Genomic DNA, 18,481 nt, shown 5'->3' on the forward strand with positions numbered 1-18,481 from the left:
GATCGCGGGGTTAGCGCCGGGGGCCGCTGGTGTTGTTGTCGCCGCCGCCGCCGAACAGGATGCGCTGAGGATTCTTGGCGAGGTCGCTGACGGCCCGGTCGATATTGCCGATCGAGCGGCGCAGGTCGGTGCCGACAAGGTTGATCTGCTTGTTGGTGCTGTCGGTCACCTTGAGCACGCCTTCCGTGATCTCGGCGGTGCGCTTGTCGAGGTTCTCGGCGAGCATCGTGGTGTGCTTGTCGAGGTTGGTCGTCAGCTTGTCGAGATTGCCGGCGAGCTTGCTGGTGTCGGCTTTCAGGCTGACGGCGAGTTCGTTGATCGACCCCATCGCCGATGCGCCGTTATTGACCAGTTCATCGATCTTGTTGCTGTTGCGGGCCAGCGCCTCGGTGAAAGTTTCGATATTCTTGATGGCGTTGCGCAACGATTCCTGGTTCTCGACGATGATGTTGTCGGCCTTGGCCAGCGTTTCGCGCACCGCGGTGCCCATGTCGCCGGCGGTGGAGGCCGCGCGCAATGTCGGCAGGCCACCGTTCTTCGGTGGTGCCAGCGCCGGTGAGGACGCGGTCGCGCCCTTCAGCGACACCGACGCGATGCCGGTCAGGCCGGCATATTCCAGCGTGACGATGGTGTCAGAGCGCAACGGCGTCGACGGCGTGATCGAAATGACGGCGGCGACTTCGGAGGGCTTGTCGGTGAGCTGCATTTCCGTGACCTCGCCGACACGGATGCCGTTGAACATCACCGGGCCGCCGACGCGCAGGCCCGACACGGAGCCTTCGAACACGATCAGATAGGATTTGGTTTCCTTCGAGGCGCCGGCGTTGTGAACCCAGTAGATGAAGCCGAACGCGGCGGCGATCACCGCGAAGGTGAACAGCCCGATCAGCGCGAATTTTGCCCGGTCTTCCATTGCTCAACTCCACATCAGGCGCGACGTTCTGTAACGCGCCGGCCTTTAATCGCCACTTGAAAATCGGTATGCGCGCGCTCGCCGTGGAAATATTCTTTCAGCCACGGGTGCTGCGACGCCAGCATCACATCCATCGAGCCGGCTTCCACGATCTTGCCATCGCCGAGCACTGCGATGCGGTCGCAGGTGCGGTGCAGGCTGTCGAGGTCGTGTGTCACCATGAATACGGAAATGCCGAGCGTTTCCTGCAGCGTCAGCAGCAGGTGATCGAACTCGGCGGCGCTGATCGGATCGAGGCCGGAGGTCGGCTCGTCGAGAAACAGGATTTCCGGATCGAGCGCCAGCGCGCGGGCGAGCGCCACGCGCTTGATCATGCCGCCCGACAACTCGGAGGGATACTTGCGATAGACGTCCGGCTTGAGGCCGACCATTTCCAGCTTGGCGATGGCGATCTCGGTGGTCAGCTTCGGCGACAGCCGCAAATACTCGCGGATCGGGAACTCGACATTCTTGCCGGAGTTCAGCGATGAAAACAGGGCGCCCTGCTGGAACAGCACGCCCCAGCGCCGGTCCACCGCCTGCCGCTCCTTCAGCGATGCCTTGCCGAGATCGGTGCCGAGCACCTCGATCGAGCCTTCGCGGAACGGCAGCAGGCCGATGATGGTGCGTGTGAGCACCGACTTGCCGGCGCCGGATGCGCCGACGAAGCCGAGGATTTCGCCGCGCTTCAAATCGAGATTGACGCCGTTGAGAACGCGGCGGGCGGCAAAGTCGACCACCAGATCGCGCACTTTGATGACGGGTTCGCCACGCGCGGTCATGTTTCTAAATCCCGACCGAGGCGAAGAAGACGGCGAACAGACCGTCGATCACGATGACAAGGAAGATCGATTTGACTACCGAGTCCGTCGTCTTGGCGCCGAGCGACTCCGCCGAGCCCTTGACCTGCAGACCTTCCATGCAGGCGACGAGGCCGATGATCAGCGCCATGAATGGCGCCTTGATCATGCCGACGGCGAAGGTCTTGACGGAGATCGACTCGTGCAGGCGCGACATGAAGATCTTGGGGTCGATGCCGCCATAGAGCCATGACACCACGCCGCCGCCATAGAGCGCGGCCATCGCGCCGATGAAGGCCAGGATTGGCACGGCGATGATGAGCGCCAGAATGCGCGGCAGCACCAGCACCTCGATGGGGTCGAAGCCCATCGTGCGCAGAGCGTCGATTTCCTCGCGCATTTTCATCGAGCCCAGTTCGGCCGTGTAGGCCGAGCCGGAACGGCCGGCGATCATGATGCAGACGATGAGGACGCCGAGTTCGCGCAGCACCAGAACGCCGACCATGTCCACGACATAGATATCGGCGCCGAAGGTGCGGAAGTGGAAGATGCCTTGCTGGGCAATGATCGCGCCGATCAGGAAGGTGATCAGAATGATGATCGGCACGGCATTCCAGCACACGCGCTCGAGATGGTTGATCAGCGACGTGAAGCGGAACCGCCAGGGATTGGCGCAGACGCTGAAGAACGCCATCAGCAGCTGGCCGGCGATCTGGAAGATGGTGAAGAGATCGGAGGCGACCGCGGTCATGGTGCGACCGACGCTTTCCAGCGTGGCGACGAGTCCGGTCTGCTTGTGCTTCAGCGGGGTCAGCTTTTGCTGGCCGGCGCGGACCTTTTCGAACAGGTTGTTGTAAATCGGCGGCAGGCCGACAACGCGGGTGTCGGCGCCGCGGCTCGACCAGATGCGCAGGGTGCGTTCGATCAGCCAGGCGCCATAGGTGTCGAGTTGGGTGATCCGCGTGGCGTCCAGGACGACGCGCGTGAACGGGGCCTGATCGATCTGGCCGGGGGTATGCGTCGCGGCGTCCACGAGCGGTTCGAGCGCGCGGGCATGCTCCGCCGTCCAATGACCGGCGGCGGTCAGATCGAGGCCGTCGCCGCGCGAGGGGGCGTGCTCTAAGGTGCCCGACGTCAAGAAGTCACTCCCGATAACCGGCCATTTCGCGTCCGAAACGGCCCAAATGCGTTGCAGGCGGCCAGTCGCCCGGCCGCCTCCCGGGAAATTAACCGATTATTAAGGTTAGAAAACGCCGATTAACTTTTAGGGTTAATGGCTTGGCCGGATGCGGACGCGCCGGGTTCCGCGTCCGTCGGCGCGGTTGAAAAAGGCGGTTGCGGCGTTGCCGGCCGGGGTAATCTTGCCCATGTTGGCCTTCAGAGTCGTCCAAACGCCCCGAGCCCCCGATGCGCCAGTATCTTGATCTGATGGACCATATTCTCCGCCACGGCGCGGAGAAGCAAGATCGCACCGGCACCGGGACGCGCTCGGTGTTCGGCTATCAGATGCGCTTCGACCTCAGCCGCGGCTTCCCGCTGCTGACGACCAAGAAGCTGCACCTGAAGTCAATTGTCCACGAGCTGCTATGGTTCCTCGCCGGCGACACCAACATCAAATATCTCAACGACAACGGCGTGCGCATCTGGGACGAATGGGCCGACGAGCGCGGCGACCTCGGCCCGGTCTATGGCCACCAGTGGCGGTCTTGGCCGGCCAAGGACGGCGGCACCATCGACCAGATCGCGAACGTGATCGCGGCGATCAAGCGCACGCCGGATTCGCGCCGCCTCATCGTCACCGCGTGGAATCCGGCCGATGTCGACAAGATGGCGCTGCCGCCGTGCCATCTGCTGTTCCAGTTCTACGTCGCCAATGGCCGGCTGTCGTGTCAGCTGTACCAGCGCTCGGCCGACGTATTCCTCGGAGTGCCGTTCAACATCGGGTCCTATGCCCTGCTGACCATGATGGTGGCGCAGGTGACCGGCTACAAGCCGGGCGACTTCGTATGGACCGGCGGTGACACGCATCTCTATCTCAACCACGTCGAGCAGGCCGAGCTGCAATTGTCCCGTGCGCCACGCGCGCTGCCGACGATGCGCATCAATCCGGATGTGAAGGACATCTTCTCGTTCCGGTTTGAAGATTTCGCCATCGAGAACTACGACCCGCATCCGCATATCAAGGCAGAGGTTGCGGTGTGAGCATCGCGATCCGTGCAGCGACGCCGGCCGATACGCCGCTGATCTTCAACCTCATTTGCGAACTCGCCGATTACGAGAAGCTCAGCGATGCCGTCGATGCGACGCCGACGATGATCGCTGACGCCTTGTTCGGCGACAAGCCGCGGCTGTTCTGCGCCATCGCCGAATGGAACGGCGAGGCGGCCGGGCTCGCGGTCTGGTTTCTCAACTTCTCCACCTTCCGCGGCCGCAACGGCATCTATCTTGAGGATCTGTTCGTGCGGCCGGCCCATCGCGGCAAGGGATTGGGCAAGGCGCTGATGGCGTATCTGGCGCGGCGCTGCGTCGACGACGGCTATGCGCGTTTCGAGTGGTCGGTGCTCGACTGGAACGCACCGTCGATCGCGTTCTATGAGTCGATCGGCGCGCAGGTGCTGCCTGACTGGAAGATCTGCCGCATGAGCGGCGACGCGCTGGCGTCGTTCGGCAAGGGAGGGCGCCAATGATCACACGGCCGCGCAACACCGCGCCCTACAAGATCGTGCTTGTCGCCGCGATCGGCGACAACGGCGTCATCGGCAGCGATGGCCGGTTGCCATGGCGACTGAAATCCGATCTGCAGCATTTCAAGAGAGTCACGCTCGGCAAGCCGATCGTGATGGGCCGCAAGACCTACGAGTCGATCGGCAAGCCGCTGCCCGGCCGCACCAACATCGTCATGACGCGGGACCTCAGCCTCGCCGTGCCCGGCGGCATTCTCGCCACCAGCCTCGATGCGGCGCTCGGCATCGCCGTCGAGGACGCGGCCAAACGCGGGGTGGGCGACCTGATGATCATCGGCGGCGGCGATGTCTTCGAGCGCACCATGCCCATGGCGGATCGGCTCGAGATCACGCATGTCCATGCCAGCCCGCCGGGCGACGTCCATTTCCCGGCAGTCGATGCGCGCGACTGGCAGGAAACCGAGCGGCATCACTACGATGCCGGGCCGGACGACGACGCCAGCTTCGACACCGTCACTTACGTGCGGCGTTAGCGGCCGGTTGTCAGGCCATCACCGAATAACCGCCGTCGACCGGAATCGCCGTGCCGGTGAGGAAGTCCGACGCCGGCGACGCCAGGAACACCGCGATGCCGGCGAAATCGCCCGGCGCCCCCCAGCGCGCCGCCGGCGTGCGCGCCAGCACGCGCTCGTGTAGGCCGGGGACCTGCTCGCGCGCCTTCTTGGTCAGTTCGGTGTCGATCCAGCCGGGCAGGATGGAATTGACCTGGATGTTGTCCTTGGCCCAGGCGACCGCGAAGGAACGGGCCATCTGCACGATGGCGCCTTTGCTGGACGCGTAAGGCGCCGCATAGGACGAAGCAAAGATGGTCATCATCGAGCCGATATTGATGATCTTGCCGCCGCCGACTTTTTTCATGTGCGGATAAACCGCCTGCGAGCACAGGAAGGCGCTGGTGACATTGGTGTCCATCACCAGGTGCCATTCCGCCGCGGTCAGTTCTTCCGGCGGCTTGCGCACGGCGGTGCCTGCATTGTTGACGAGGATGTCGAGCCGGCCGAACTTGTCGGCGACCGCCTTCACGGCGCCGCGGCACGACTCTTCCTTCAGCACGTCGATCTCGATGAAATCCGCCCTCGGGTCGATCGCCCGCAATTCGGCCAGCGCCGCGTCCGCCTTGGCCTTGTTGCGTCCGGCAATGACGACCGTGGCACCGGCGCTGGCCAGGCCCTTCGCCATGCCGAGGCCGATGCCGCCATTGCCGCCCGTGACCAGCGCAACGCGGCCACTCAAATCGAATGCGCTCATTGAAGCCGTCCCCCGTTCGATGCTTTTTGGAGTCTATTGTGCCGAGCGGCGTATTTACCACACGCGGCGGCAGGCAGGCGCATGGCGCTGGCAAATCCGCCGAGCATCCGTGCATGTGCCCGTCATTTCGATGAAAATGCGGCATGACAGCGCGTTGTATCGAGCCCTTGCGTCCCCTATAACCCCTCCCAACTAAAGGCAGGGCCCGCTTGTTGGTCGGGCGCCAGGAGATTCGATTTATGCCGTGGAGCAATCAAGGCGGTGGTGGTGGCGGGTCTGGCGGACCGTGGGGGTCCGGCGGCGGCAAAAGCCCGTGGGGATCGAGCCCGCCTCCGTCGGGCGGCCGGCCGCCCGATCTTGAGGAAATTCTGCGCCGCGGCCAGGACCGGCTGCGCGGCGTGCTGCCTGGCAATATGGGCGGCAAGGGCATCGCGCTGGCGGCGCTCGCCGCCGTGGTGCTGTGGGGCTTCTCCGGTTTCTTCCGCGTCGAGCCCGATGAGCTCGGCGTCGTGCTGCGCTTCGGCAAGGAAGTGCGCGAGGTCCAGCCGGGCCTGAACTATCATTTGCCTTATCCGATCGAGACCGCCCTGACGCCGAAGGCGCTGCGCGTCAACAAGATCGATATCGGCATGCGTACGACCGACGATGTGCGCCGCGGCTCGACCGTGCGCGACGTGCCGGAAGAGAGTCTGATGCTCACCGGCGACGAGAATATCGTCGACGTCGATTTCTCGGTGCTGTGGAAGGTGAAGCCGACCGGCGTTGGCGACTACCTGTTCAATATTCAGAATCCCGAAGGTACGGTGAAGGCGGTCGCCGAAAGCGCCATGCGAGAAGTGGTTGGCCGTTCCGACATTCAGCCGATCCTGACCGGCGCGCGTCAGACCATCGAGAACGCCGTTCACGAACTGATGCAGAAGACGCTGGACGGTTACGGCGCCGGCATTCTCATCCAGCAGGTTCAGTTGCAGAAGGTCGATCCGCCGCAGCAGGTCATTGACGCCTTCCGCGACGTGCAAGCCGCGCGCGCCGACCTCGAGCGCGCCGTCAACGAATCGCAGAGCTACGCCAACCGCGTCGTGCCGGAAGCGCGCGGCCGGGTGGCGCAGATCACGCAGGCCGCCGAAGCCTACAAGTCGCAGACTGTGGCGGAAGCGACCGGCCAGTCGTCGCGCTTCAATCAGATTTACGAGCAATACAAAAAGGCGCCGGACGTCACGCGCGAGCGCATGTATCTCGAAACCATGGAACGCGTGCTCGGCGGCGCCGACAAGGTGATCCTGGATTCAGGCGCCGGCAACTCGGGCGTCGTGCCCTATCTGCCGCTGAACGAACTGTCGCGCCCGCAGCCGCGCACGCCGACGACCGGAGCACGCCCATGAGATTGAACTTCATCGGCGGCGTTGCCGTCGTCATCCTCGCGGCCGTGCTGATCCTCGGCTACTCGTCGCTCTTCAGCGTCTACCAGACACAGCAGGCCCTCGTGGTCCGCCTCGGTCAGCCGGTGCGCGTTGTCAGCGAGCCGGGCCTCAACTTCAAGGCGCCGTTCATCGACAACGTCATCACCATCGACAAGCGGATTCTCGATCTTGAGGCGCCGGCGCAGGAAGTCATCGCCTCCGACCAGAAGCGTTTGGTGGTCGATGCCTTCGCGCGCTATCGCATCAAGAACGCGCTGCAATTCTACCAGACGCTCGGTTCGATTCAGGGTGCCAACTCGCAGCTGACGATTCTTCTCAACTCGGCGCTGCGCCGCGTGCTGGGCGAGGCGACCTTCACGCATGTCGTGCGGGACCAGCGCTCGGATCTGATGGAGCGCATCCTTCAGCTCGTCGACAAGGAAGCCGGCGGTTACGGCATTCAGGTCGTGGACGTCCGAATCCGCCGCGCCGACCTGCCCGAGCAGAACAGCCAGGCTGTCTATCAGCGGATGCAGACCGAGCGTGCCCGTGAAGCGGCTGAATTCCGCGCCCAGGGCGCCCAGCGCGCCCAGGAAATCCGCTCGCGCGCTGATCGCGACGTCACGGTTCTGGTGGCGGAAGCCCAGTCGAAGTCGGAGCAGATCCGCGGTGAAGGCGATGCCACCCGTAACCAGATCTTCGCCGACGCCTTCAACAAGGACCCTGAGTTCTTCTCCTTTTACCGCTCGATGCAGGCTTATGAGACCAGCATGAAACCCGGCGACACGCGGTTGTTGCTCAAGCCGGACAACAGCTTTTTCCGCTTCTTCAACCAGCCGACCGGTGTCCAGCCGGGCCAAGCGGTTGTGGCGCCGACAGCGCCGGCCCGGTAGTGGCGCCCCGCGGAATGTCGGACTTTCTGGCTGCGCTGGGTCTGGTCTTCGTCATTGAAGGGCTGATCTTCGCGGCCTTTCCGGCGCACGGCAAAAAGGCCCTTGAAAGTGTGCTCAACACGCCGCCGGCGACTTTGCGGCTGATCGGGCTCGGCTCGGCCATTGTCGGACTGGTGATCGTCTGGGCGGTACGAGGTTAAGCCCCTCCTGGGCTGCGACAAAAGCGGCGGGACACGCCAGTACCGCGGCTTTCTCGCGCGCTCTTGATGGCGTTATCGTGCGGCCGCCCTTGAATCGCCGCTAATTCAGGGTCACTTTGTCATGACCCTTTCCAGGAGAATCGACGCCAATGGGCGCCCCTTCAATTCGTTACACAACGGCTTTTGCACTCGTGCTTGCCGCCGCGCTGGCCGGCCCCCTGACGACCGCGCCCGCTTTGGCGCGGGGGCCGGAAGGCATCGCCGACGTCGCCGAGCAGGTGATCGACGCTGTGGTCAACATTTCGACCAAGCAAAAGGTCGATCTGAATTCCGGCGCCATGCCGCAATTGCCGCCGGGCTCGCCCTTTGAAGAGTTCTTCGAAGAGTTCTTCAAGAACCGCCGCGGTCCGGGTGGTCCGGGCGGACAGGGCCCGAACGGCAATAACGCGCCGCAGTCGCGCCGGGTCAATTCGCTCGGCTCCGGCTTCATCATCGACGCCGAAGGCTATGTCGTGACCAACAATCACGTCATCGCCGATGCCGACGAGGTGAGCGTCATTCTCAATGACGGCTCGACGCTGAAGGCCGAACTGATCGGCACCGACAAGAAAACCGATCTTGCGCTTCTGAAGGTGACGCCGACGAAGCCGCTCAAGGCCGTGAAGTTCGGCGACAGCGACAAGCTGCGTCTCGGCGAATGGGTGATCGCGATCGGCAACCCGTTCTCGCTCGGCGGCACTGTGACCGCCGGCATCGTCTCGGCACGTAACCGCGATATCCAGTCGGGCCCCTACGACAACTATATCCAGACCGACGCTGCCATCAACCGCGGCAACTCGGGTGGCCCGCTGTTCAATCTCGACGGCGACGTCATCGGCGTCAACACGGCCATCATCTCGCCGTCCGGCGGCTCGATCGGCATCGGCTTTGCCGTGCCGTCGAAGACCGCGGTCGCGGTTCTCGATCAGCTGCGCAATTACAAGGAAGTGCGCCGCGGCTGGCTCGGCGTCCGCATCCAGCAGGTGACCGACGAAATCGCCGAAAGCCTGAACATCAAGCCGGCGCGCGGCGCGCTGATCGCCGGCGTTGACGACAAGGGGCCGGCCAAGCCCGCGGGCATCGAACCCGGCGATGTCGTCGTCAAGTTCGACGGCAAGGACGTCAAGGAAATGCGCGACCTGCCGCGCATCGTCGCCGACACTGCGGTCGGCAAGGATGTCGAGGTCATCATCATCCGCAAGGGCAAGGAAGAGACCAAGACGGTCAAGCTCGGCCGCCTCGAAGACGAGAAACCGACACCGGCGTCGCTGACGCCGAAGAAGGACCAGCCGGACGAGGACAAGTCCTCCGTGCGGAAGGCGCTCGGCCTCGATCTCGCGAACCTCAACGACGCCAACCGCAAGAAGTACAAAATCGAGGACAAGGTGAAGGGCGTCGTCATCACCGGCGTCGATCCGAATTCGGCGGCTGCCGAGAAACGGCTGCAACCGGGCATGGTGATCTCCGAGGTGCAGCAACAACCGGTGACCAGCGCTGCCGATTTGCAGAAGCGGATCGATCAGCTCAAGAAGGACGGCAAGAAGACGGTCGTTCTGCTGGTGGTGTCGCCGTCGGGCGATCCGAGCTTTGTGGCGATCGGCCTGCAATAGTTGTTCTGTCCCGAACGCGGTGCGGCGTGAAAACGCTGCGCCGCAGAGCCGGGACCGCTACAAGTTTCTGAGTTTGAAAAGATCCCGGATCTGCCATGCATCACTTCGTGCTGCATGGCGCCCGGGCGTTTTTTTAGCTTTCGGCGAACTCGTCGCGCCGGTAACCCTGAATATAAAGCAACGCCGTGAGATCGCCGTGCTCGATGCGCGCAGGCGCGACGGCTGCGACCTTCGGCTTGGCGTAATAGGCGACGCCGAGGCCGGATTCGGCGATCATGGCGAGATCGTTGGCGCCGTCGCCGATCGCCATCGTTTCATGGGCAGCGAGCCTGAAGCGGTCGCGCAGTTCGATCAGCGCCGAGCGCTTGCTGTCGCGGCCGAAGATCGGCTCGCGCACCAGACCGGATAGCTTGCCGCCGTCGACCTCAAGTGTGTTGGCACGCGCTTCGTCGAAGCCGATCATGGTGGCGATGCGGTCGGTGAACAGCGTGAAGCCACCGGACACGAGACAGGTATAGATGCCGTGCGCCCGCATGGTCGCGACCGCGGTGCGTGCGCCCGGCGTCAGCGTGATGTGTTTGGCGATCACCTCGTCGACGACGGCGGCCGGCAGGCCCTTGAGCAGCGCGACCCGCTCACGCAAGGCGGGCTCGAATTCGATCTCGCCGCGCATCGCGCGCTCGGTAATGGCGGCGACGTGCTCCTTCAGGCCGACGAAGGCGGCGAGCTCGTCGATGCACTCCTGGCCGATCATGGTGGAGTCCATGTCGGCGAGAAACAGCTTCTTGCGCCGGGTGGCCGATGGCTGAACCACCGCGTCGGCTCCTGGCAGGGCGGCACGCAAGGTCTCGCTCAGCGCGCGTTGGTCGGCGTCGGCGCTTGCGCTAAAGGGAATGTCGGCGGCGCGCCCCGGGTCGAGCCAGAGTGGCGCTTCCGCGGTGGGCAGGGCGGCGCGGGCGTGCGCGAGCGCGCCGTCGTCGAGCGGTTCGCGGCCGGCGATGATGGTGGCGGTGAAGGATGTGGACGAGGTCATTCGGATGCCAGAGCTGAAACAGGCGGTGCTTATCGCCGGTCCGACCGCCAGCGGCAAGTCGGCTCTGGCGCTGGCTTTGGCCGAGCGCCTCGGCGGCACCATCGTCAATGCCGATTCCATGCAAGTCTATGCCGGCCTGCGCGTCATCACGGCCCGCCCGACAGAGGAGGAGGAAGCGCGCGCGCCACACCTTCTGTATGGGCATATCGACCCCGCCGAGACCTATTCGACCGGTCAGTGGCTGCGCGAAGTGGCCCAGGCACTCGACGATATCGCAGCGGCCGGGCGGGTACCAATCATAGTCGGCGGCACCGGGCTCTATTTCAAGGTTCTGACCGAAGGGATTGCCGCAGTGCCGGCGATCTCGGCCGAGATTCGCGGCAACGTCCGCGAACGTCTGAAGCGCGATGGCGTTTCTACTCTTTATGCCGAACTGATCGCGCGCGATCCGGTGACGGCGGCGCGGCTGATGCCGCTCGACCGCTCGCGCATTGCCCGCGCGCTCGAAGTGGTGCTGGCGACCGGCCGCTCGATCAGCGATTGGCACGGCGAGAACACCGCGCCGTTGTTGCCAGCCGAGCGCGCGGCGAGGATTTTCGTAACTGTCGAACGCGCCGAACTGGTGTCCCGCATCGAAGCCCGTTTCGCCGCGATGATGGATGCCGGCGCTCTTGATGAAGTAAAGGCGCTCGGCGCGCGCGATCTCGATCCATTGCTGCCGGCGATGAAGGCCCACGGTGTGCCGTGGCTGATCCGTCTTCTAAAGGGCGATATCTCGCGCGAGGAAGCGGTGGCCGGGTCGATCATGGACACGCGTCGCTACGCCAAGCGTCAGCACACCTGGTTTCGCGGTCAGATGAAAGACTGGCCGATGATTCCGGCCGGCGAGGCCTTTGACGCGATCATGCGCGGCTTGGCGGCCTGACGGGCCTCGCAGTGCGGTAATTCAGTAAAGAACATAATCCAGTTTATTGAATATTCCCGTCCTGGGTCTGTGCAATTCGGCCTCGGTTTAGGGCTCTTTAAGGCACAACCGACAAACTGAAATAAATTCCGCGTATCGCGGATGTTAATTTTATCTGTCGTCTGGAGCCTTGAGTCATGGCGCTTTTCTCGTTCAAGAGCATTTCGACCCGCATTGCCGTTACCTTCGCTCTGGTCGTGCCGATCGCAATCTGGGCCCTGTCGTCGGAGACCTGGCGGTCCTACGAGCTCTATAGTAAGGCGCAGAAGGCGGATCGTCAGAACGCGGCTGCCAATGCGCTCATCCTCGGCGTTTACGACATCCTGATCGAACGCGCTTATGTGAGCAGCGCGTTGCAGGCCGCCGATCCGGCGGGTACCGAACTGCTCAAGGACATTGCGGGCCAGCGCAGCGGCTCCAAGGCCAAGATCGATGCGGCCTTGAAAGCGCTGATGACGGAAGACTTCCCGCGCAAGCAGGAACTGGTCAAGGAATTCAACGAAGCCCGCGCCAAGGCCGACCAATATCGGCAAAAGGCCGACGAGGCGATCAAGCAGCCCAAGACCCAGCGCGACGGCGACGTCGTCAAAAACGCCGTTCCCGCTCTTTCCGGTTTTGCCAGCACCGCGCAAAAACTCTGGAATCGCGTGTTGAGCAGCACCAGCGCCATGGATCCCGAACTGGCGCGGCTGGCAGCGATCCGTATCTATGCCTGGAACATGCGCGATATCGGCGGCAGCGAGCGTTCGACGCTGGCGCAGTCGATTTCGGCGGGCGCCGCCATTCCGGCCGCCAATCTCGAGAGAATCCAGGTGATCCGCAATCAGGTCGCATTGCTGTGGCGTTTGCTGCAGGCGTCTCTCATTGACGGCGAGCACGCCACGATCGCGGCTGGCGTGAAGGCCGCGACCGACGGTTATTTCGGCAAATTCCAGCCGATGGCCGACGAAATCCGAAAAATTTCGGCCGCGGGCGGAAAGTACCCGGTCAACAACGACCAGTGGGTCGACACTACGACGCCGCTGCTCGCCACCATCCTCGATGTCATGAATGGCGCTGGCAAAGCCAGCGAGATCTATACGGCGGATCTGCAGACCAGCAGTTTGTGGATGCTGTCTCTGAATGCGACTCTGCTGGTGGCCTGCATCGCCATCTTCTTCGGCGCGATCGCCTTCAGTGTCATCACCGTGGCTCGGCCGCTGCGCATGCTGACCAAGCCGCTCGGCCAGATCGCCGATGGCGACTTTGCCGTGGACGTGCCGTATCGCGAGCGGCCGGACGAGATCGGCCAGATCGCGGTGGCGGTCAATGGCATGGCCGACAAGGTCCGCGGCGCGCTGCTGCAGATTAAATCGGCGGCAACCGAGGTAACCAACGCCTCGATCGAAATATCGACCGCCACCACGGATCTGTCACAGCGCACCGAAGAGCAGGCCGCCAGCCTGGAAGAGACCACCGCGGCGATGGAGGAGATTTCCTCGATCATCAAGCAGAATGCGGAGAATGCCCGCGAGGCGAGCCGTTCGGCCGACGATACCCGCGCCATCTCCGATCAGAGCGGTGAGGTCGTTGCCAAGGCCGTCGAAGCCATGGCGCGCATCGAGGAATCATCGAAGAGCATCTCCGAGATCATCGTCGTCATCGACGAGATCGCGCGGCAGACCAATCTGCTGGCGCTCAATGCCGCGGTCGAAGCTGCGCGTGCGGGTGAAGCCGGCCGCGGCTTTGCCGTGGTCGCTTCCGAAGTGCGCAGCCTGGCGCAGCGCTCGTCGCAGGCCGCCAAGGACATCACCGCGTTGATCACCAAGTCCGGCGGACAGGTTCGGGAGGGGGTCGATCTGGTCAACCAGGCGGGCGCCGCGCTCGGCCGTATCACCGACTCGATCCAGAAGGTCACCAGCCTCATCAACGATATCGCCAGCGCCAGCGCCGAGCAGTCGACGGGCGTCGACGAGGTCAACAAGGCGATGAACATGATGGACGACACGACCCAGCAGAACTCGGCGCTGGTCGAAGAGAATGCGGCGACCGCCAAGATGCTGGAGCAGCAGGCCCGCATGATGGACGGACAGATCGCCTTCTTCCGGTTCGGTGACGAGATGAGTCCTGCCGCTGAAACGCGCCATCCGGCGGCGCGCGGTGCGGCGCCGGTCCGTCACAAGCGGGCCGCCGATATTGACGAGGCGGCGTAGGCCGCTTCAAGGGCCCGCAACAGCCAGCAGCGTGCCGGGCCGTTCGCCCGGCACGCAATCTTAATCTATTTGAACAAAACGCCGCAGGTAAAAACCGTCCGACAGCGGCGGAGGTAATCATAAACTTTTCAGTTCTTCCCGCGAAAGTGGAACCACGTCCAGGCGTCTTTCATTCGGGAATGAACATGCTCAATCGTTTGTCGGTCAACGCGCTGTTGAAATCGGTCGTCGGTCTCTTGGCCGGCGTCATCATGATCACCGTCGCCGTGGGCGCCTGGCAGTCCTGGCGCGAGTATCAATCGGCCAACCTTCTGTCGAAAGTTGCGGCGGTTTCGACCCACCTGTTCAAAGCGCTGCCAGAAATCCGGGTGGAGCGGGCGCAAGCCTTCCGCTATCTGGGGCTCGATAAGGCGCCGACCGACCGCTCAATGCTGACCGAGGCTCGAGCGGCCGAAATGCCTGCATTGAAAGCCGGGCTTGCCGCGCTGCGCGAGGTCGATGCGCCCGGCATCGCCCGGCAGGCAGACGCTCTGGCCACGATGATCCAGAAATGGGAAGCCCTGCATGCCGAGACTTCGGCGGCGTTCGACAGGCCGAAGGCCGAGCGGCCGCCCGGTCTGGCCGACACTTATTACAAGACCGGCGGCGAGCTGCTCGACCTGCTGGATGATATCTCCCGCGGGCTGACCACGCTGATCAAGCTGCGCGACCCCTATATCGATCAGTTGTTCAACATCAAGCAACTTGCCTGGGCAGCGCGCAATCAGGCCGGCGACAGCAACACGATCGTGTCGAATGCGGTGGGCGGTCTGAAGCCGGCGCCCGACGCCTTGATGAAGTACGAGGCCTACCTGGCCGCCGGCTATGCATCGTGGTCGGGAATTAAAGGGATTGTCGAAGGCATGACGTTGCCGGCCGATTTCAATCAGGCGATGGATGCGGCGACGAAGGGCTTCTTCGCACCGGATTATGCCAAACTTCGCCGGGATCAGTTCGATGCGGCGCTGGCCGGTCAGCCTTTGAAAGTCCCGGCCAACGACTGGGTCAAGTTCTCGGTTACGAGGCTCAACCTGATCCTTGGCACCGCAAATGCGGCGCTGGGGGCCGTCGCCGAGCGGGCCGACAAGCTCAAGCAAGATGCCATCTGGAAGCTTGCAATCCAGTTCGCCATTCTTGCCATGGCCGGTGCTCTGACGGCGGGCGTTGTGGTCCTGCTGTCGCGGCGCGTGACGCAACCGCTGCGTCTGATCCAGGACGGCATGATGAAGGCCGCTGAAGGCGACTTCAACGTTATGCTGCCGCGCATGGAAGCCAGGGACGAGGTCGCGCAGATCGTCAATGCCGCCGGCACGATGATCGAGCAGGTCCGCAGCACCATCTTCCAGATCAAGAACTCGTCGCACGAAGTGACCAGCGCCTCGGCGGAGATTTCACAAAGCACTGCGGACCTGTCGCAGCGCACCGAAGAGCAGGCCGCAAGCCTGGAGGAAACCTCCGCGTCTATGGAGGAGATCGCCAACACGGTTCGGCGCAACGCGGAGAGTGCCCAGGAAGCGACCAAATCCGCCCGGGCGACCCGTCAGGTGGCCGACCGCGGCGGCGAAGTGGCCGGCCGCGCCGTCAAGGCGATGGCGCGTATCGAGGAGTCCTCGCGCAAGATCGCCGATATCATCAGCGTGATCGACGAAATCGCCCGGCAGACCAACCTTCTGGCGCTCAACGCGGCGGTCGAGGCGGCGCGCGCCGGTGAAGCCGGTCGCGGCTTCGCCGTGGTGGCGTCCGAAGTCCGCAGCCTGGCCCAGCGCTCATCGCAGGCGGCCAAGGATATCGCCGAACTGATTACGAACAGCACGGGGCAGGTGAAAGAGGGCGTTGGGCTCGTCAACGAAGCGGGGAGCGCGCTCAACGAAATCGTCGAGTCGATCCGCCAGGTGGCCGACGCGGTGGCCGAGATCGCCAATGCAAGTAGCGAGCAGGCAACCGGCATCGAAGAGATCAAGCGCACGCTCGATCAGATGGATGAACTGACCCAGCGTAACTCCGCCCTCGTCGAGGAGAACGCGGCGACGGCGCAGACTCTGGAAAACCAGGCCCGCACCATGAACGAGCAAGTCTCATTCTTCCAGGTTGGGGGCATGGACGCGCCGGCTCCGGCCGCTGCTGCCCGTCTGGCGCCGGCCAGCAAGGTCGTGGCCCGAACTTCTGCCAAGGCCCGGGCCGCCTGACCCATCGAGCCAATTAATGAAGCGGGGCCGGCCTTGTGCCGGCCCTTCGTTTTCCAGGGGGCTTAGCCCTGCGGCAACGCTCTTGCCGGCCTGCAGGACCGGTATTACCCTGCGTTTTGGCGCTTGACCGGGCAAAATGACGCCCCTATAAGGCGCGCAACGAAAGTTCGGACGACATAGACAATGCGCAATATTATTATTCTCGTAGTCGAGGTTCGGACACTGGCCGGGTAGCCCACTGCTACCCTCGGTGAGTGTCCGGACGTGGCCCCTTCGCGGGCCTTTTTTATTGGCTGCAGCAGACGACGAGAACGACAGGACGAGCGGAAAAGGAAGCCGACCATGACCAAGCACACGGCGACGAAGGACACCACGGAGCCCCGGCAGATGACTGGCGCGGAGATGGTGATTCAGGCGATGGCTGATCAGGGCGTGAAGCACCTGTTCGGTTATCCGGGTGGCGCGGTGCTTCCGATTTACGATGCGCTGTTTGCGCAGAAGGACGTTCGCCACATCCTCGTCCGCCACGAGCAAGGCGCGGTTCACGCCGCCGAGGGCTATGCGCGCTCGACGGGCAAAGTCGGTTGCGTGCTGGTCACGTCCGGCCCCGGTGCCACCAATGCCGTCACCGGCCTTACCGATGCGCTGTGCGACTCGATCCCGCTGGTCTGCATCACCGGGCAGGTGCCGACGCATCTGATCGGCAACGACGCTTTCCAGGAGTGCGACACGGTCGGCATCACGCGGCCCTGCACCAAGCACAATTACCTCGTGAAGCGCATCGAGGATCTGCCGCGCGTTCTGCACGAGGCCTTCCATATCGCCGCCAGCGGCCGTCCGGGCCCCGTTGTGGTCGATATCCCGAAGGACATTCAGTTCGCCACCGGCATGTATTCGCAGCCGAAGGAGTTTCCGCACACCGGCTATCATCCAAAGGTGAAGGCCGATCCGGCTCCGATCCGGGCAGCGATCGAACTGATGGCCAAAGCCAAGAAGCCGATCTTCTACACCGGCGGCGGTGTTATTAATTCCGGCAAGCATGCCAGCAAGCTGCTGCGCGAACTGGTGCAGGCGACCGGCTTCCCGATCACCTCGACCCTGATGGGGCTCGGCGCCTATCCGGCGGCCGATCCGCAATGGCTTGGCATGCTCGGCATGCACGGCACGCTGGAAGCCAACATGGCGATGCATGATTGCGACGTCATGATCTGCGTCGGCGCCCGTTTCGACGACCGCATCACCGGTCGCATCGATGCCTTCTCGCCCGGTTCCAAGAAGATTCACATCGATATCGATCCGTCGTCGATCAACAAGAATGTCCACGTCGACATCCCGATCGTCGGCGATTGCGCCCACGCGCTCGAGGACATGCTGCATCTGTGGAAGTCCGAGAAGAAGCAGGCCGACAAGAAGGCCGTGGGCGACTGGTGGAAACAGATCGACAAGTGGCGTGCCCGCAAGTCGCTGTCGTACCGGCCGTCGAACGAGGTGATCAAGCCGCAATACGCCATTCAGCGGCTGTTCGAGCTGACCAAGGACCGCGACACCTACATCACGACCGAAGTTGGACAGCATCAGATGTGGGCGGCGCAGTTCTATCACTTCAACGAGCCGAACCGCTGGATGACGTCGGGCGGCCTCGGCACCATGGGTTACGGCCTGCCGGCTTCGGTCGGCGTGCAATTGGCGCATCCCAAATCGCTGGTCATCGACATCGCCGGCGAGGCGAGCGTGCAGATGACGATGCAGGAATTGTCGACGGCGGTGCAGTATCGCCTGCCGATCAAGATCTTCATCCTCAACAACAGCTACATGGGCATGGTGCGGCAGTGGCAGGAACTGCTGCACGGCAGCCGCTATTCGGAGAGCTACTCCGAGGCGCTGCCTGATTTCGTCAAACTCGCCGAGGCGATGCATGCCGTCGGCATCCGCTGCGAGAAACCAGGTGATCTCGATCACGCCATCAAGGAGATGATCGATATCGACCGTCCGGTCTTGTTCGACTGCGTGGTCGACAAGGCGGAGAACTGCTTCCCGATGATCCCGTCGGGCAAGGCGCACAACGAAATGATCCTTGGTGACTCAGGCGTGTCTCTCGACGACGCTATCACCGAGGAAGGCAAGATGCTGGTGTAGTGGTCATTCCGGGGCGCTGAGAAGCAGCGAACCCGGATTCCAGAA

General features: G+C 63.4%; 16 protein-coding genes. 11 read left to right on the forward strand and 5 right to left on the reverse strand.

Annotated features, from left to right (window positions below; all coding sequences use genetic code 11):
* Positions 1–10: 10 nt before the first annotated feature.
* Genes DXH78_RS10905 through DXH78_RS10915 form a run of 3 tightly spaced genes read right to left on the reverse strand, consistent with a single transcriptional unit; the run spans position 11 to position 2,890 of the window.
* Positions 11–913, reverse strand: coding sequence for an MlaD family protein (locus DXH78_RS10905; RefSeq protein WP_115517051.1), 903 nt, complete (start codon positions 911–913; stop codon positions 11–13).
* Positions 914–927: 14 nt separating this feature from the next.
* A complete protein-coding gene (locus tag DXH78_RS10910; protein WP_115517052.1) occupies positions 928–1,734 on the reverse strand; it encodes an ABC transporter ATP-binding protein in 807 nt (268 codons plus the stop codon).
* Between the two features lie 4 nt (positions 1,735–1,738).
* Positions 1,739–2,890, reverse strand: coding sequence for an ABC transporter permease (locus DXH78_RS10915; protein WP_115517053.1), 1,152 nt, complete (start codon positions 2,888–2,890; stop codon positions 1,739–1,741).
* Positions 2,891–3,159: 269 nt separating this feature from the next.
* On the opposite strand from DXH78_RS10915, the gene DXH78_RS10920 reads away from it, so the two are divergent.
* The 3 genes from DXH78_RS10920 to DXH78_RS10930 are packed head-to-tail and all read left to right on the forward strand — an operon-like array spanning position 3,160 to position 4,969.
* Positions 3,160–3,954 (forward strand): thymidylate synthase, encoded by a 795-nt coding sequence (locus tag DXH78_RS10920; RefSeq protein ID WP_115517054.1) that lies wholly within the window; start codon positions 3,160–3,162, stop codon positions 3,952–3,954.
* On the forward strand, positions 3,951–4,439 hold the full coding sequence (locus DXH78_RS10925; RefSeq protein ID WP_168192776.1) for a GNAT family N-acetyltransferase: 489 nt from the start codon (positions 3,951–3,953) through the stop codon (positions 4,437–4,439). The genes DXH78_RS10920 and DXH78_RS10925 overlap by 4 nt, the downstream gene beginning before the upstream one ends.
* Positions 4,436–4,969, forward strand: coding sequence for a dihydrofolate reductase (locus DXH78_RS10930; protein ID WP_115517055.1), 534 nt, complete (start codon positions 4,436–4,438; stop codon positions 4,967–4,969). The genes DXH78_RS10925 and DXH78_RS10930 overlap by 4 nt, the downstream gene beginning before the upstream one ends.
* Positions 4,970–4,979: 10 nt before the next feature.
* On the opposite strand, the gene DXH78_RS10935 is transcribed toward DXH78_RS10930, so the two are convergent.
* Positions 4,980–5,744, reverse strand: coding sequence for an SDR family NAD(P)-dependent oxidoreductase (locus DXH78_RS10935; protein ID WP_115517056.1), 765 nt, complete (start codon positions 5,742–5,744; stop codon positions 4,980–4,982).
* Positions 5,745–5,983: 239 nt separating this feature from the next.
* Between DXH78_RS10935 and hflK the strand changes: the two genes are divergently transcribed.
* From hflK to DXH78_RS10955, 4 genes are all read left to right on the forward strand, one after another.
* The gene (hflK, locus tag DXH78_RS10940) at positions 5,984–7,126 is read left to right on the forward strand and encodes an FtsH protease activity modulator HflK (protein WP_115517057.1); all 1,143 of its coding nucleotides are present in this window, start codon (positions 5,984–5,986) and stop codon (positions 7,124–7,126) included.
* The gene (gene hflC / locus DXH78_RS10945) at positions 7,123–8,037 is read left to right on the forward strand and encodes a protease modulator HflC (protein WP_115517058.1); all 915 of its coding nucleotides are present in this window, start codon (positions 7,123–7,125) and stop codon (positions 8,035–8,037) included. Before hflK ends, hflC begins: the two co-directional genes overlap by 4 nt.
* 14 nt (positions 8,038–8,051) lie before the next feature.
* A complete protein-coding gene (locus DXH78_RS10950; RefSeq protein ID WP_115517059.1) occupies positions 8,052–8,237 on the forward strand; it encodes a DUF2065 domain-containing protein in 186 nt (61 codons plus the stop codon).
* A 149-nt stretch (positions 8,238–8,386) separates the two neighbouring features.
* Positions 8,387–9,886 carry a Do family serine endopeptidase gene (locus DXH78_RS10955; protein WP_115517060.1) on the forward strand — a complete coding sequence of 500 codons (1,500 nt, stop codon included), beginning with the start codon at positions 8,387–8,389 and terminating at the stop codon, positions 9,884–9,886.
* 133 nt (positions 9,887–10,019) lie between these two features.
* On the opposite strand, the gene serB is transcribed toward DXH78_RS10955, so the two are convergent.
* Positions 10,020–10,919, reverse strand: coding sequence for a phosphoserine phosphatase SerB (serB, locus tag DXH78_RS10960; RefSeq protein WP_245416794.1), 900 nt, complete (start codon positions 10,917–10,919; stop codon positions 10,020–10,022).
* A 4-nt stretch (positions 10,920–10,923) separates the two neighbouring features.
* On the opposite strand from serB, the gene miaA reads away from it, so the two are divergent.
* From miaA to DXH78_RS10980, 4 genes are all read left to right on the forward strand, one after another.
* Complete coding sequence (gene miaA / locus DXH78_RS10965; protein WP_147292616.1) at positions 10,924–11,844, forward strand: tRNA (adenosine(37)-N6)-dimethylallyltransferase MiaA; 921 nt, start codon at positions 10,924–10,926, stop codon at positions 11,842–11,844.
* Positions 11,845–12,020: 176 nt separating this feature from the next.
* Positions 12,021–14,075 carry a methyl-accepting chemotaxis protein gene (locus DXH78_RS10970; protein ID WP_115517062.1) on the forward strand — a complete coding sequence of 685 codons (2,055 nt, stop codon included), beginning with the start codon at positions 12,021–12,023 and terminating at the stop codon, positions 14,073–14,075.
* A gap of 185 nt (positions 14,076–14,260) precedes the next feature.
* Positions 14,261–16,300, forward strand: a complete 2,040-nt coding sequence (locus DXH78_RS10975; RefSeq protein WP_210209539.1) for a methyl-accepting chemotaxis protein — start codon at positions 14,261–14,263, stop codon at positions 16,298–16,300.
* Between the two features lie 342 nt (positions 16,301–16,642).
* Positions 16,643–18,436: an acetolactate synthase 3 large subunit gene (locus tag DXH78_RS10980; RefSeq protein WP_115517064.1), complete on the forward strand. Its 1,794-nt coding sequence runs from the start codon at positions 16,643–16,645 to the stop codon at positions 18,434–18,436.
* Positions 18,437–18,481 lie beyond the last annotated feature (45 nt).

Origin of the sequence: Undibacter mobilis (assembly GCF_003367195.1) — a bacterium.
In the GTDB taxonomy this organism is placed as follows: Bacteria; Pseudomonadota; Alphaproteobacteria; order Rhizobiales; family Xanthobacteraceae; genus Pseudolabrys; species Pseudolabrys mobilis.

Bases quoted from the DNA above. Each gene is read 5' to 3' on its own strand.
- DXH78_RS10905 (WP_115517051.1), bottom strand. From the start codon at position 913: ATGGAAGACCGGGCAAAATTCGCGCTGATCGGGCTGTTCACCTTCGCG.
- DXH78_RS10910 (WP_115517052.1), bottom strand. From the start codon at position 1,734: ATGACCGCGCGTGGCGAACCCGTCATCAAAGTGCGCGATCTGGTGGTC.
- DXH78_RS10920 (WP_115517054.1), top strand. From the start codon at position 3,160: ATGCGCCAGTATCTTGATCTGATGGACCATATTCTCCGCCACGGCGCG.
- DXH78_RS10930 (WP_115517055.1), top strand. From the start codon at position 4,436: ATGATCACACGGCCGCGCAACACCGCGCCCTACAAGATCGTGCTTGTC.
- DXH78_RS10935 (WP_115517056.1), bottom strand. From the start codon at position 5,744: ATGAGCGCATTCGATTTGAGTGGCCGCGTTGCGCTGGTCACGGGCGGC.
- hflK (WP_115517057.1), top strand. From the start codon at position 5,984: ATGCCGTGGAGCAATCAAGGCGGTGGTGGTGGCGGGTCTGGCGGACCG.
- hflC (WP_115517058.1), top strand. From the start codon at position 7,123: ATGAGATTGAACTTCATCGGCGGCGTTGCCGTCGTCATCCTCGCGGCC.
- DXH78_RS10950 (WP_115517059.1), top strand. From the start codon at position 8,052: ATGTCGGACTTTCTGGCTGCGCTGGGTCTGGTCTTCGTCATTGAAGGG.
- DXH78_RS10955 (WP_115517060.1), top strand. From the start codon at position 8,387: ATGGGCGCCCCTTCAATTCGTTACACAACGGCTTTTGCACTCGTGCTT.
- serB (WP_245416794.1), bottom strand. From the start codon at position 10,919: ATGACCTCGTCCACATCCTTCACCGCCACCATCATCGCCGGCCGCGAA.
- miaA (WP_147292616.1), top strand. From the start codon at position 10,924: ATGCCAGAGCTGAAACAGGCGGTGCTTATCGCCGGTCCGACCGCCAGC.
- DXH78_RS10970 (WP_115517062.1), top strand. From the start codon at position 12,021: ATGGCGCTTTTCTCGTTCAAGAGCATTTCGACCCGCATTGCCGTTACC.
- DXH78_RS10975 (WP_210209539.1), top strand. From the start codon at position 14,261: ATGCTCAATCGTTTGTCGGTCAACGCGCTGTTGAAATCGGTCGTCGGT.
- DXH78_RS10980 (WP_115517064.1), top strand. From the start codon at position 16,643: ATGACCAAGCACACGGCGACGAAGGACACCACGGAGCCCCGGCAGATG.